Here is a 13141-nt window from a genome sequence, read left to right as displayed (position 1 = left end):
ACTACCCCTCGGACAAGATATGGCATTGGTCTGGATCAAAATACGCGACCACATTTCGATTGTGCCGAACGCCCAGTTTGCGAATTTCCTCGTGAGGTTTTTGGACCTGCAACTCCAGGCCGTCTGCTGTTTCAAGAAATATGTTGGCCATTGCGCCAGAAAATTCTTCTCCGACCACCGTTGCGACAATGCTGTTGAGCAACGGCTTGCTGTCCTCAAGGTCCAATTTCAATTGTTCCGATCTCACCGTAAACGAGATCGAATCTCCTGCCTGTTTTTCCAGTTTTTTCTGGTTTCGGATTTCAAACACGCCCTCTTTGGTCCGGACGCTCAGCGTGTCGCCATTCACCGATGATATGACGCCTGTGAATATATTGGAGGAACCGAGGAATTCGGCGACGAAGCGGTTGGTCGGATGGTGGAAAATTTCCTCCGGCGTGCCAATCTGCTCGACCTTGCCGCGGCTCATGATGATCACCCGGTCTGCCATCGAAAAAGCCTCGGACATGCTGTGCGTGACATACACGAAGGTGATGCCGAGGTCCTTTTGCAGATTTGACAGCACCGACTGCATGCGGACCTTCAGATGCGCATCCAGCGCTGAAAGAGGCTCATCCAGCAACAGGATCTTGGGCTCGGTTACAAGCGAGCGAGCAAGAGCAACACGTTGACGCTGACCGCCTGACAACTGGGCGATGTTGCGATCGGCGAACTCAAGAATACCCAGCCGATCAAGCCATTTGCGGGCTCGCTCGATCCGCTCTTTGCGGGGAACCTTCCGCATCTTCAGTCCGAATTCGACGTTTTCCTGCACCGTTAGAAACGGAAACAGTGCAAGGCTTTGCCACACCATCGGTGTATCCCGGCTCCAGGTCGGCTTGTCACCAACCTCTTCTCCGTCCAGCAGAATGCGCCCCTGACTGGGGGCTTCCAGCCCGGCCAGCATACGCAGCGTGGTCGTCTTGCCACAGCCGGACGAGCCCATGATCGCCAGAAACTCTCCCCGGCCGATCTCGAAACTGACGTTCTCGACGGCAACAAAATTTCCGAAACTCTTGTTGACTTGATCGAAGGCGACGATTGGTGTGTTTTGCATTTTAGTCTTCCGATGCAGAGCGGGAACGTGTGGATGGGGTGCGCAACAACATTTGCGCCAGCACGATAAGGCTGATGGAGGAAACAAAGGCGAGGGAACCGATCGCGTTGATGCGCGGGCTGACTTGTCCTTGCAGGAACCCGAGAACCTTGACCGGGAGCGTCTCGTGAAGGCCAGAGACGAACCAGGCGACGGCAAACTCGTCGAAGGACACCGCCATCGTGATGAACAGCGAAGCGATAATGGCGGGAAACGTGAAGGGAAGCACCACATGGCGCAAGGTGACCCATTCGTTGCCGCCGAGATTCCAGGCGGCGGCTTCAAGATCCGGATCCATCTGTGAAAGCCGCAACCGGATGATCGCCATCGCGAAGGGAGAGCACATCACGCCATGCGCGATTATGATGGAGTACAAATCGCCGGACAAACCGATGCGGGAAAGATAGGCAAGCATTGCCAGGCCGAGAATGACAACCGGAATGGTGGGAGGCAGCAGCGCAAGCGCCATGTAGATCTGTTTGCCGAAGAACTTGTAACGATAATCGGTATAGGCACCGCCAAAACCGAGCACCGTGGCAATCACCGCGACGCAGAAGCCAACGATCATGGTGTTGAAGAATCCGGCCCAGACGAACGGATCCTCCCAGATCAGCCGATACCATTCGGTTGAAAAGGAACCCAGCGGCAACGACGGAAAGCGATCCGAGTTCAGCGAAAAGACGAAGCTGCCGATAATGGGGGCGAAGATGAACACGACGCACAAGAACAGGTGAAACTTCAAGGTTCCGGAAATCATTCGATCGCGTGTGACGGTCATCGGCCGCGCTCCTTGTAGGCAAACCGGATTGAGGCAAAGGCCACGATGAGAAGCGAAACGATCATGGTGATCGCGACGACCGCTGCTCGCGGCCATTGCTGGCCCGATTTCGTAATATCGGTAATCATGATCGAAAGCGTGGGTGGATTGCCGCCACCCAGGTAGAGCGGACTGACAAAATCACCGAAGGAAAGGATGAATGAGAACAGCGCGGCGATGATCAGCCCCACCTTTGCCGAGGGCACGATGACGCGAAACACGGTGGCCAATGGCCCGCAGCGCAGATTGTGTGCCGCCTCGACCAGATCACGGTTGACGAAATTGAGACTGAAGGTCTGCAGCAGGATGACCAGCGGCAGGCACAGGGTGACAAGACCGACCAGGACCCCGAACGTGTTGTTGAGCATCAGCACCGGCCCCAGCCCGAAATATCCGAGCGCAGCGTTGAGGATACCAGCATCGGAGAGGAAGACCTGAAGCGAATAGACCCGGACCAGGTAGCTGGTGAAAAACGGAATCACGAGAATGAAGACGATCCAGCGCTTGGCGCTCTCTGACAGCTTGAACGAAATTGCATAAGCCGCAGGAAAAGCGATCGCGCTGGTCAACACGGTGGCAGCCGTGGCGAGGATCAAACTCCGCAAATAGGCTTGCCAGAACACTTCCCGTGTATAGATGCGGACCCAGTTCGAAACATCAAAATCGGGCTGCATCTGGAAATTCCGCACCGTCCAGAAGCTGAGCGCGACAAGAAAAGCGAGCGGTGCAACAAAGAACAGCAGCTGCCAGATCAACAGCGGCAATGCCAGGGTCAGACCAAAAAGTGATGCGTGGTGCCGCATTGAAAAGCTTTCAGAAGAACAGAGGATCGGAAGGAGGCCCTGTGCGCCGCCCCGGACGGACAGCGCACAGGTCAGCGCTAAGCGCCCTTGTAGTCAGACCAGAAGTCATTCCAGTCTTCAATACCCTGCTGAACCGGCAGTTGCCGGAACTGGATTTGTCCACTCCGGATCATATCCATCACGTTGGCTTCACCGACGACCATTTTCTGGCGTTTGGCTTCGGCCATATTGGTTTCATTGAGGACTTTCCATCCCTTCTGGTTCGGGATCAACGCCGGATAGGCAGCCATGTCTGCAGACTTGGCCTGCCCCTCGGGCGAGGTGATCCACTGGATCCACTTTTTCGCCATCTCGGCGTTTGGCGAGCCCTTGCCGATCGAGAAGCTTTCCGTCCACTGCAGCCCCCCTTGCTCCGGCACAACCGAGCGAACCTTCGCACCATTTTTTTCCAAGGTGCCGGTAATCCAGTCTCCAATTCCGGCAAAGGCCAGCATCTGCCCGTTCTTGAGCGACGAGAAGGTTCCGCCGTAGTCGAAGAAGCCCCCGACCTGAGGACGCAGAGTCATTGTTTTTGCCTTGACTGCATCCCATGCAGCCGCATCGATATCGTAGGGCGATGCATTGCCGGCCCAGAGGCTGGTCTGGCCGAGATTGGGCAGATGCCAATCAAAGTGCCCCAGTTTCCCGGTTAGCCGGTCGTCCGCATAGAGATCGTAGCTCATCGCGTCGGCTTCACTGAACGTGTCCGTGTTATAGGCGACACCTAGAAATCCGAACCGCGTCAACACAGAAAACAGCTTGCCGTCCTTCCAGTGGCCGGGAAATTTCTGGAACTCCGGAAAATAGTCGTCAAAGTGATAATCTTCCGGGTCAAGCTCCTCGATATAACCGGCGGAGTTCAGCTGCTGAACATATTCCGCATCAGAAAGGATGACGTCGTAGGTGCCGGCGGGCGACTGGGCAATGAGACCCAGCATATTGTCACCGCCGGTGTAGTATTTCGGCGTGAACTTGACGTTGTTGGCTTCCTCAAATTCCCCGACAATGTCTGGTTCGGCATGGCCATACCAGGCAAGCATCGACAGATTGACGGTCTGCGCGCTGGCTCGGATCGACAGAAATGGCGCCGCCAGTGTCGTTGCACCGGCAAGTTTGAGAATTTTGCGACGGGTCATAAAAGATAGATCAGACATGTAGTACTCCTCCTGTAAATGGCACTGCTCGGCAGTCTCAACCCTGCTCCACCAACGTTGTCCGAGCTTCTCTTGTCACCGACTCTGCGGCATCGGCAGGCAATGCGAATTCTTTGCGAAGCGCCGAAACAATTCCTTCGGTGCAGACTGAGAGCAGCAGCTCCCCCTTTTCGATCGTGGCGCCGAGAGGCGAAGACAGGGTGCCGCTGGGCGGGGTCCAGTCCGGATTTGCCGGATAGACATCATAGGGTGGAAAGCGAGCGGGCGCGTGCTCGACCGCATCCTGGAGAGAGACAAATTCGGGATAAAGTGAAAGCATCAGCGACGTTTCCAGCACCCCGCCATGCTCAATATCCCAGCCAAGAAAGCCATCGGGATAAAGCTTGGCGATGGCCTCCTCATGGACAAAATCCCAATAGGAAAGAACGACGATCTTCACATCCGTGATGCCGGCCCATTTGAGCTCGCGCAGCGCCAGATCGATCCCTTCGACAATAAACCAGGAGTTCTCGAAATGGCCATTCACGATGCAGAGGTTGCGGGCGCCATGGCGCACAAATTCGCGGATCACATCGCGCAAGGCATTGACCAGGGTTGCCCCATCAAGGCTGGTGGTGCCGGGTAAATGGTTGCCGCCACCGGACTTGGTGTGCGACTTGTAGCCATAGGTGAAGGGGGGAGCGACCAGGGCGCCAATCTCGGTTGCCGCACGACGGGCGAACTCGGTCGGCAAAAGCACGTCCACATGCATCGGCATGTGATGGCCATGTTGCTCCATCGATCCAAGCGGCAACAGGATAGGGCAATCCCCACCCGAGACCCGCCGTTTATATTCGGGCCATGCCAGCTCGGCAGCAAATACAGTCTGGTGGGACATGACATTCCTCGGTTTTTTCCTGTTGATCAAACTACGTTCCATCGACTAGGAATCCAAAATTCATAGTTTCAATGCGGGGATAAGTATTATTTATTATGCGAGCACCATTGAACCTACAAACCGACCTGCTGCGGACATTCGTAACGGCTGCGGATCTCGGAAATTATACGGAAACAGGTCGCGTCCTCGGCCGGACACAGCCTGCAATTTCTTTGCAGATAAAGCGGCTTGAGCAACTGCTCGACCGTCAGCTGGTGAAGCATTCGGGCAAGAAGCTGAACCTGACCGGCGATGGGCAGATGCTTTTGAGTTATGCCCGCCAGATCCTGCAGCTCAACGACAGCGCCGCCTCGCAAATCCGGCGGTCAAATTTGTCCGGCGTCCTGCGGGTCGGCCTGCCGATTGATTATTCGATCGGATTCTTTCAATCGGAAATCGTCAATTTCATGCAGGAAAATACAGGCGTGGAACTCGATATCCTGTGTGGCTGGAGCCGAGACCTCCTGGACCTGCTGCATGCCGATCAGCTCGATATCGTCATTGCTGTCACCGACAGCATGCCCATGCCCTACGTATCTTTGCATTGGTCCGAACGACCTTATTGGGTCTGCGGGCGGGATTTCAGCCTTGCACCCGGCAAGCCGGTACCTCTGGTGGTTCATCCTGAAGGTTGCGCCTACCGCGCCCGAATGCTGCACGCCCTTGAAGCCACCGGACAAAACTGGCGCATAGCGTTTTGCAGTCCTGGCATCAATGCTCTGCAGAATGCGGTGATCAGCGGCCTTGGAATAAGTGCACTCACCAGAAAGACGTACCAACCCGGGATGCGCAAATTGGTCGTTGCGGATGGGTTTCCACCCTTGCCACCCATAAATGTCGGAATTTTCTACAAACACATCAGACTATCTGACGCCGCCATCCGCCTGGTCGAGCGGATTTCCAATGGGGTGGCCGGTTTCCAAAAAACGATAATCGTCCGAAACCATAAATAGTCCTTATCCCCAAATAACGTCAATTAATTTCTGGGATTGAACCAATGAGTGCTAGCTGAAGCAGTGGAAATCGGCAGGCGGCGCACCATTGATGGAAGACATGCTTCACGTAATGGAATGGCACAATGGCGAAAAGGACTATTCGCCATTTTCCGATCAGGAAATGAAGCGTCGCCAGGATGATCTTCGCACCTGGATGGACAGGAACAACGTCGATTCGACGCTTTTGACTTCGCACCATTGCATAAACTATTATTCAGGTTGGCTTTACTGCTATTTCGGGCGCAAATACGGAATGGTTGTAACCGCGAATTCGGCGACGACCATCTCCGCGGGAATCGATGGCGGGCAGCCGTGGCGGCGCAGCTTCGGCCAGAACGTGACCTACACGGATTGGCGCCAGGATAATTTTTACCGCGCCGTCCAGCAACTGACCCACGGCGCCAAGCGGGTGGCGATCGAATTCGACCATGTCTCGCTCGACTATCGAAAGTCGCTTGAAGCAGCATTGCCGGGTGTCGAATTTGTCGATGTTTCCGACGCGTCAATGTGGATGCGGACAATCAAGTCGGGCGAAGAGATCAGGCTTATCAAGGAGGGCGCTCGGATCTGCGATGTGGGCGGCTGGGCGGCTTTCAATGCTGTTCAGGCAGGCGTTCAAGAGCATGAAGTGGCAATCGCCAGCACCAACGCGATGATCCGCGAAATTGCCAAGTCATTTCCGTTTGTGGAGCTGATGGACACATGGACATGGTTCCAGTCCGGCATCAACACCGACGGTGCCCACAACCCGGTTACAAACCGCACCATCGAGCAGGGAGACATTCTGAGCCTGAATGCTTTCCCGATGATTTTCGGCTATTACACCGCTCTCGAAAGAACCATGTTCTGCGGCTCGGTGGATGACGCCAGTCTCGAAATCTGGACCAAGAATGTTGCGGTTCATGAGCGTGGCCTGCGCCTGCTCAAGCCCGGCGCACGGTGCAGCGACATCGCGATCGAGCTCAACGAAATGTACCGTGAATGGGACCTGCTCAAATACAGGTCTTTCGGCTATGGCCACAGTTTTGGTGTGCTGAGCCATTACTACGGCCGCGAAGCGGGCGTGGAACTGCGAGAAGACATCGACACCGAGCTGAAGCCTGGAATGGTGGTTTCCATGGAGCCGATGGTGATGATCCCGGAAGGCACTGCCGGGGCGGGGGGATACCGTGAGCACGACATTGTTGTCATGTCCGAAGACGGGGCGGAAAACATAACCCGGTTCCCGTTCGGGCCAGAACACAACATTGTGGGGCGGTGATGCGGTCAGGTCGTAGGCGCAGTTGGCTCACATGCCTCGCCACACTGGCGGTGTTCGCTGTGACGCTTGCGGGCGTTCCATACAGCTATCGCGCTATGACACAAATCCAACCCCTTCTCGGCGCCTTGGCCTATCTGCCAGCCAGACGCTGATCTGAATTTGGCGATAATGTTCGCAACCGCTCCTTGGATCGGTATTGTCGGACATGGCTTTATCCCCGTAGCCCACGACATCGAGAAATCGCCGGTCCGAATGACTGGCCAGCAAACGGGCGATACCTGAAGCCTACCGAACGGACAGATTGCCCAAGCGGATGCGGATGCGGATGGGCGTTCTGCCGAGAATCAGCTCCAGGTTCTTGGGGATTCGGCGCTGGAATCGATATCCGTTCTCGCGGCGCGTCAAATACATGGCAAAACCCGGGTACATGAGTGGGGACAAGCCCAATCCGGGGGTCTGGAAACCATGTGAAATCAACAGGGTGGTTTATGGCGGAGAGAGAGGGATTCGAACCCTCGAGACGGTTCCCCGCCTACACACTTTCCAGGCGTGCGCCTTCGACCACTCGGCCACCTCTCCGCATATCCGTCTGACGCGCAAGTACCCGGCCATGCCGGCCGATGTCAAGGCGGTCGATCTGCCGGGCAAAGGGTGCCGCAAAGCACCCGGAGTTACCGGTCCGGATCGGGCGGCACTATAGCCAAGACGCCCTGCTTGGCAACCGTAATTCGGCAGCGCGCAGCGACATTATTCAGCGCTGCCGGCTGCAGCGGCGTCAGCTGGCCATTGCGTCAATGAATTTCGGCCATTATGTCTCGGACCGGGCCTGGGTTGCCGGCCTTGTCGACTGTCTCTGTCGGGAGCAAGAAATGCGATTTGTCGCGCGGACGTTGAGCCTTGTCTTTCTGGTATGTGCTGTGCTTGCCGGATTGGTCGACGCCATAAAATCGGTCGCCGCGGGCAGGCTGGTGCTCTCCCCGCTGGCACAATCCTGGTCGTCGGGCAGCCCCGAAACCCTGGCGCTTCTGGAAAATCTGTCGGCTCAGTATTTGCCCGCCTGGGTGTGGGATCCGGGCGTGGCGTGGGTGCTGATGCAGCCGGCCTGTGTCGTCTTGCTGGCGCTGTCGCTGCTGTTTTATCTGGCGGGCTATCGCCGAGCCCGGCTGGCCGGACGCTTTGCCGCCTGACCGGCCGCCGGCGCCGGGTGATGGCAGATCGCGCCGCTCAGGCGCGCGTGCCGCCCCCGAAGTCTCGTCCCGAGGCTCAGGCGCGGCGCTGATCCGCCAGCCGACCAGCCGATTGTCGCCGCTTGACGCCGCGGCCAGAGACAAGGCCCGCCTCACACTCTGCCGAGCCTGCCGGCCGGCTTGAACCAGGACCCCGAACCAGCCGGCACCCCGCGGCGGCACGCGGCACCGCGTTGCACAATGCAAGCGGGGAGGATGCGGCCCGCTGCGGCCCGCAGCGGCCAGCAGCGGCCAGCAGCGGCTTGACCGGAAACGGCGGTCGAGCGCCGCGGGGGGCATCGGCCCGAAGATGACGCGACAGCCATTTGCGTAATCACCACGGTCTCAATTCGGCGTTGGATTTTTCCCAAAAGCCATGCAAGGATACCGGCTTCCGGCCAGCAATGGCCGGCAAATTCCGCAGGTCTGCCCAATTGGGCATGCGGGAGGACCCATAAAGATCAACAGTTAACCTACAGGGCTGCACATCATGAAACGCACGCTTTTGAGCTTCCTCGCCATCGCCGCAATGTCTGCGACCGCCATGGCCGCCGACATCAAGCCGGCCATCATCTACGACCTCGGCGGCAAGTTCGACAAATCCTTCAACGAGGCTGCCTATGTCGGCGCTGAAAAATTCAAGACCGAAACCGGAATCGACTACCGCGATTTCGAGATTGCCAACGACGCCCAGCGCGAGCAGGCGCTGCGCCGCTTTGCCAAGGACGGCAACAACCCGATCGTCATGGCCGGCTTTTCCTGGGCAGCTTCGCTCGAGAAGGTCGCCGCCGACTATCCGGAGACGGATTTCGCCATCATCGACATGGTGGTGGACGCGCCAAATGTGCGGTCCGTGGTCTACAAGGAGCAGGAAGGATCTTTCCTGGTCGGCGTGATGGCCGCCAAGGCGTCCGAGACCGGCACGGTGAGCTTCATCGGCGGCATGGACATCCCGCTGATCCGCAAGTTTGCCTGCGGCTACAAGGGCGGCGTTCTGGCAACCAATCCCGACGCCAAGGTTCTTGAAGCCATGACCGGCACCACGCCTGACGCCTGGAACGACCCGGTCAAGGGCGGCGAGATCACCAAGTCGCAGATCGACCAGGGCTCCGACGTGGTCTATGCGGCGGCCGGCGGCACCGGCATCGGCGTGCTTCAGGCTGCCGCTGATGCGGGCAAGCTCGGCATCGGCGTCGATTCCAACCAGAACGGCCTGCAGCCCGGCAAGGTGCTCACCTCGATGCTCAAGCGCGTCGATGTGGCTGTCTACAATGCCTTCATGGATGCCAAGGATGACAAGTTCTCCTATGGTTTCAGCTCGCTCGGCCTGGCGGAAGATGGCGTGGATTACGCCATGGATGAACACAATGCCGATCTGGTCACCGACGAGATGAAGGCGGCAGTGGAAGCTGCCAAAGCCGACATCATCGCCGGCAAGATCACGGTTCACGACTACATGTCGGACAATGCCTGCCCTTACTGAGGCAGCTGATGGCCCGCGGGCCAACTGACAGGGACGCAGCGGCCGGGCAGCACCATCGCCCGGCCGTTGTCTTGCGCCGGCTGCAAGCCCCGGGCTACAGAGCCGCGCCACCAACAGGGATGTTTCAACCATGGCCCAGATCCGCACCCACACGGGTGACATTTCCGCAGCCGCGATGGCGCGCTACACGCACGACATCGCCATTGACACCGAAACGCTCGGACTGGTGCCGCGCCGCGACCGGTTGTGCGTGGTGCAGCTTTCGCCGGGCGACGCAACCGCCGACGTGATCCAGATCGCCGCCGGGCAGATCCGGGCGCCAAACCTTGCGGCGCTGCTCGAGGACCAGAGCAAGCGCAAGCTGTTCCATTATGGCCGTTTCGATATCGCCGTGCTGTTTCAAAGCTTTGGCGTCACCGCCACGCCGGTGTTCTGCACCAAGATCGCCTCGCGGCTCACGCGCACCTACACCGACCGGCACGGGCTCAAGGATCTGGTCCGGGAACTGCTCGACATCGACCTGTCCAAGCAGCAGCAATCCTCCGACTGGGCCGCCGAAAGCCTCAGCCAGGCACAGCTCGATTACGCCGCCGCCGATGTTCTGCATCTGCATGCGCTGACCGACAAACTCACTGCCCGGCTCAAGCGCGACGGGCGAGAAGCCCATGCCAAAGCCTGTTTCGATTTCCTGCCGACCCGCGCCAAGCTCGATCTTCTGGGCTGGGACGACACCGACATATTTGCCCATAGCTGAGCCGGTCGCGCGCATCTGCGTGTGGATCGGCCCGCCCGAGGCGAGCCTCCCCGAAGTCAGACCGGCCAATATCACGCCGGCCAAAGCCAGACCGGCAAGGCCGGGACATGCCAAGGCGTTGCCGCGCGACGAAGCCGCCGGGGTGTGAACTGGCCTGGCATTCCGGAGGGCCGCACGCGGGCTTTGCCTTACGGAAATGAGGGTTATGTGTGTGCATGTCCGTTCGGGGTCGGATGCAGCCATCTGACCGCGCCATGCACACAGGCTGGCGCAACCTGCGCGCGGCCCGAAACGCGCCGGATGATGTCCGCATCCGACAGGCGGCGCCTTGCACACGCGGAGCCGGCTTATCCACCTGCCCCTCTTCAGGGCTCTCCGTCCGGATTGCTCCGGCCGCAGCCTGGACCGGCCGCGGGCGTGGGTCTCAAGGGTCCGGCACGGACGCTGGTGGCTCAGCGATGGCTCTCGACCGTCACCCGAAACAACGGGTGGGATCGACCACAGCCTGGACACCATGTCCGCCACAGGCCCGGTCCGGTGTCTCGGTTCCTGGCCCGCCAGATGGCTGGCCCGGAGAAAAACCGGCCCGGTGGCTGGCTTTGCACAGCCCGCGTCGATGCAGGCCGCCCGCCAGCGGAGCCCCGATGGCTTTCCGCCTCCCCTCGGGCTTTGCCGCACGTTACGGCAGATCCCGAAAGGCTTTCCCCCCGCCTGGCCCGACACGTTCGCGAACCATCCGGCAGCGGGAGCAGACACAGTGTGGCATGGGGGCGGAATGCGGGGATAAAATTGGCCTGGGTTTTGGCTAGGCCATTGTTCTGATTGAGACGGATTGCTTTTCCCCTCCCCCTTGAGGGGAGGTTGGATTGGGCCGTCATGTCCCGAACCTCGTCATGCCGGACCCCGATCCGGCATCCAGCAGGCGCGCGTCGGCGAGCCGGGAGACACCTTTGTGCTGTGCCGAAGGAGTCTCTCACCGCGCCGACGCGCGGTGGCTGGACCCCGGATCAGGTCCGGGGTGACGGGGTTGAGGGGCTGCCGATGACCGCGCTCATTGGTGGCCGCTGCGGCCATAGGATCTGATGTTCGCGAGGGGGAACCGAAAGTAATCCTGGGTGTGGAGGTTGGATTGGGCTGTGGGTCCCTCGAATTCCGTCATGCCGGACCCGATCCGGCATCCAGCGGGCGCGCGTCGGCGAGCCGGGAGACACCTTTGTGCTGTGCCGAAGGAGTCTCTCACCGCGCCGACGCGCGGTGGCTGGACCCCGGATCAAGTCCGGGGTGACGGGCTCTTGAACTGCACCGAAATCGACTGCTGCCCTACGCCGCCCGTCTAGCAGCGTATTTTCCGTCCGGCAGCGCGGTGACGCGCTTTTCCCCATTACTGGGGGAGAAAGCAAAATCATGATCATAGCGTCCGCTAAGTCATAGATTTTGCCAGAAAGGGGGTGGTCTGCCGGTGCCGAAAATACCCCCTCACTTGCGATATCCAGCACCTGGCTGATGCCAATGCGCTGAAATCGCGGTCTTATGTATCAAAAGCACCAAGCCTAACGATACATCCGCACCGGTCCCTACAACAAAGGACTGTGAAATGATTGCGATTGAAAAACAATCGACTCCACAACCAGACCGTTTCGGGGCATTGTCGCAAACATGTCAATTCGCAGGCTATCCACGGTTGAGTCGCTCTGGTCTCTTTGGAATCTTCTTAAAGAGAATATTTGGATTGTCGCGATGTCCTATGCAGCAACCACGGCGGCGGTTGGTCTGATGTGGTCACAGATCCAATTCATGGCCGCCACACACGGTCTTGTTGTTTACCTGATAACATTCGCAATCATTATCATGTCCGGTCTAGGTGCGATCCTTTTGTACCTAATCATGAAGGGGGACATCGGTTTTAGGCGCGTACTTATCGCTCAGATAAGAACAATGGATCAAAAGGAGTTTACGCAGCTTAAAGACAAGTACACATCACTTGTTTCGGAAATAGCGACCTTTGTGGCGCACCAGAAAGATTTGGAACCGCCTTATCCTCCAGCACCCACTGATGATTCTTCGGAAAGTATAAGGGCGTATCATGACCAGATATCGCGGGATTCTATGTCCCACAGGAATCGACAAGAGGCGCAATTTTGGGATAAATTTGGGGCTAGGATAATAGATCTATCAATCTCATTGAAGAAATCAGGAGTTAGCGAAAATGTAGTCAGTAGGCCGATTTGGTCCATAAATGTTTGGCCAGAGAGCTATCTCTCCGAAGTAGGCGCTGAATTAAGCCGGCTGTCTGCTGCGTACGCTAATGAAGACGAAGATCCTGCATCCCGATAGCGTCAAAGCATTGTAGCAGGAAAGCTGCCGTGAACTTCCCACGCGACAGTTTGTTGCGGACGTTCACTTCCTTTTCGTCAACTCCTATCTTTGCCAGCTTCTCGACTAGCTGTCCGGTCGACGCCGAGCGCATCGCACAGCTCGGACAGGAACATCTGGTAATTGGCCCGTTCGGCCCCGCCCTCGCGGGCGGTCCAGCGGGCAATAAAGGCTTCGATTCCCAC

Annotated in this window: 13 protein-coding genes and 1 tRNA gene; 6 read left to right on the top strand and 8 right to left on the bottom strand. The window is 58.1% G+C overall.

What is annotated here, in order from left to right; all coding sequences use genetic code 11:
• Position 1 precedes the first annotated feature (1 nt).
• The 5 genes from PZ897_RS18455 to PZ897_RS18435 all read right to left on the bottom strand — a co-directional run bounded on the left by PZ897_RS18455 (position 2) and on the right by PZ897_RS18435 (position 4825).
• Positions 2 to 1183 carry an ABC transporter ATP-binding protein gene (locus PZ897_RS18455; protein ID WP_275754187.1) on the bottom strand — a complete coding sequence of 394 codons (1182 nt, stop codon included), beginning with the start codon at positions 1181 to 1183 and terminating at the stop codon, positions 2 to 4.
• Entirely contained in the window at positions 1098 to 1913 is an 816-nt protein-coding gene (locus PZ897_RS18450; RefSeq protein ID WP_275754185.1) for an ABC transporter permease, read from the bottom strand. The genes PZ897_RS18455 and PZ897_RS18450 overlap by 86 nt, the downstream gene beginning before the upstream one ends.
• Positions 1910 to 2755 carry an ABC transporter permease gene (locus tag PZ897_RS18445; protein WP_275754183.1) on the bottom strand — a complete coding sequence of 282 codons (846 nt, stop codon included), beginning with the start codon at positions 2753 to 2755 and terminating at the stop codon, positions 1910 to 1912. Before PZ897_RS18445 ends, PZ897_RS18450 begins: the two co-directional genes overlap by 4 nt.
• A 77-nt stretch (positions 2756 to 2832) precedes the next feature.
• A complete protein-coding gene (locus PZ897_RS18440; protein WP_275754182.1) occupies positions 2833 to 3948 on the bottom strand; it encodes a spermidine/putrescine ABC transporter substrate-binding protein in 1116 nt (371 codons plus the stop codon).
• A 37-nt stretch (positions 3949 to 3985) separates the two neighbouring features.
• Positions 3986 to 4825, bottom strand: coding sequence for a creatininase (locus PZ897_RS18435; RefSeq protein WP_275754181.1), 840 nt, complete (start codon positions 4823 to 4825; stop codon positions 3986 to 3988).
• A 107-nt stretch (positions 4826 to 4932) separates the two neighbouring features.
• Here PZ897_RS18435 and PZ897_RS18430 point away from each other — a divergent pair, with 107 nt between their 5' ends.
• Positions 4933 to 5817, top strand: a complete 885-nt coding sequence (locus PZ897_RS18430; protein WP_275754179.1) for a LysR substrate-binding domain-containing protein — start codon at positions 4933 to 4935, stop codon at positions 5815 to 5817.
• Between the two features lie 88 nt (positions 5818 to 5905).
• Positions 5906 to 7120: a M24 family metallopeptidase gene (locus PZ897_RS18425; protein WP_275754177.1), complete on the top strand. Its 1215-nt coding sequence runs from the start codon at positions 5906 to 5908 to the stop codon at positions 7118 to 7120.
• Between the two features lie 489 nt (positions 7121 to 7609).
• On the opposite strand, the gene PZ897_RS18420 is transcribed toward PZ897_RS18425, so the two are convergent.
• Positions 7610 to 7699, bottom strand: a tRNA-Ser gene (locus PZ897_RS18420).
• 290 nt (positions 7700 to 7989) lie between these two features.
• On the opposite strand from PZ897_RS18420, the gene PZ897_RS18415 reads away from it, so the two are divergent.
• The 4 genes from PZ897_RS18415 to PZ897_RS18400 all read left to right on the top strand — a co-directional run bounded on the left by PZ897_RS18415 (position 7990) and on the right by PZ897_RS18400 (position 12917).
• Positions 7990 to 8307 (top strand): hypothetical protein, encoded by a 318-nt coding sequence (locus PZ897_RS18415; RefSeq protein WP_275754176.1) that lies wholly within the window; start codon positions 7990 to 7992, stop codon positions 8305 to 8307.
• 529 nt (positions 8308 to 8836) lie between these two features.
• Complete coding sequence (locus PZ897_RS18410; protein ID WP_275754174.1) at positions 8837 to 9829, top strand: BMP family ABC transporter substrate-binding protein; 993 nt, start codon at positions 8837 to 8839, stop codon at positions 9827 to 9829.
• Between the two features lie 130 nt (positions 9830 to 9959).
• Complete coding sequence (locus PZ897_RS18405) at positions 9960 to 10583, top strand: ribonuclease D (RefSeq protein WP_275754173.1); 624 nt, start codon at positions 9960 to 9962, stop codon at positions 10581 to 10583.
• A 1737-nt stretch (positions 10584 to 12320) separates the two neighbouring features.
• On the top strand, positions 12321 to 12917 hold the full coding sequence (locus PZ897_RS18400; protein ID WP_275754603.1) for a hypothetical protein: 597 nt from the start codon (positions 12321 to 12323) through the stop codon (positions 12915 to 12917).
• Here the strand turns inward: PZ897_RS18400 and PZ897_RS18395 are convergent.
• Together PZ897_RS18395 and PZ897_RS18390 are read right to left on the bottom strand one after the other, a co-directional pair.
• The gene (locus PZ897_RS18395) at positions 12886 to 13050 is read right to left on the bottom strand and encodes a DUF6471 domain-containing protein (RefSeq protein WP_275754171.1); all 165 of its coding nucleotides are present in this window, start codon (positions 13048 to 13050) and stop codon (positions 12886 to 12888) included. The two genes, PZ897_RS18400 and PZ897_RS18395, sit on opposite strands and share 32 nt — an antisense overlap.
• Positions 12995 to 13141, bottom strand: coding sequence for a type IIL restriction-modification enzyme MmeI (locus tag PZ897_RS18390; RefSeq protein WP_275754602.1), 147 nt, complete (start codon positions 13139 to 13141; stop codon positions 12995 to 12997). The genes PZ897_RS18395 and PZ897_RS18390 overlap by 56 nt, the downstream gene beginning before the upstream one ends.

This window comes from Hoeflea sp. YIM 152468, assembly GCF_029210485.1.
In the GTDB taxonomy this organism is placed as follows: domain Bacteria; phylum Pseudomonadota; class Alphaproteobacteria; order Rhizobiales; family Rhizobiaceae; genus Hoeflea.
Note: the sequence above shows the minus strand (reverse complement) of the source record. Positions and strands in the feature narration are given on the sequence as shown.

What these genes read in the sequence shown, in the direction of transcription:
- PZ897_RS18450 (WP_275754185.1), bottom strand. Translation starts at nt 1,913, where the DNA reads ATGACCGTCACACGCGATCGAATGATTTCCGGAACCTTGAAGTTTCAC.
- PZ897_RS18445 (WP_275754183.1), bottom strand. Translation starts at nt 2,755, where the DNA reads ATGCGGCACCACGCATCACTTTTTGGTCTGACCCTGGCATTGCCGCTG.
- PZ897_RS18440 (WP_275754182.1), bottom strand. Translation starts at nt 3,948, where the DNA reads ATGTCTGATCTATCTTTTATGACCCGTCGCAAAATTCTCAAACTTGCC.
- PZ897_RS18435 (WP_275754181.1), bottom strand. Translation starts at nt 4,825, where the DNA reads ATGTCCCACCAGACTGTATTTGCTGCCGAGCTGGCATGGCCCGAATAT.
- PZ897_RS18415 (WP_275754176.1), top strand. Translation starts at nt 7,990, where the DNA reads ATGCGATTTGTCGCGCGGACGTTGAGCCTTGTCTTTCTGGTATGTGCT.
- PZ897_RS18410 (WP_275754174.1), top strand. Translation starts at nt 8,837, where the DNA reads ATGAAACGCACGCTTTTGAGCTTCCTCGCCATCGCCGCAATGTCTGCG.
- PZ897_RS18405 (WP_275754173.1), top strand. Translation starts at nt 9,960, where the DNA reads ATGGCCCAGATCCGCACCCACACGGGTGACATTTCCGCAGCCGCGATG.
- PZ897_RS18400 (WP_275754603.1), top strand. Translation starts at nt 12,321, where the DNA reads ATGTCCTATGCAGCAACCACGGCGGCGGTTGGTCTGATGTGGTCACAG.
- PZ897_RS18395 (WP_275754171.1), bottom strand. Translation starts at nt 13,050, where the DNA reads ATGCGCTCGGCGTCGACCGGACAGCTAGTCGAGAAGCTGGCAAAGATA.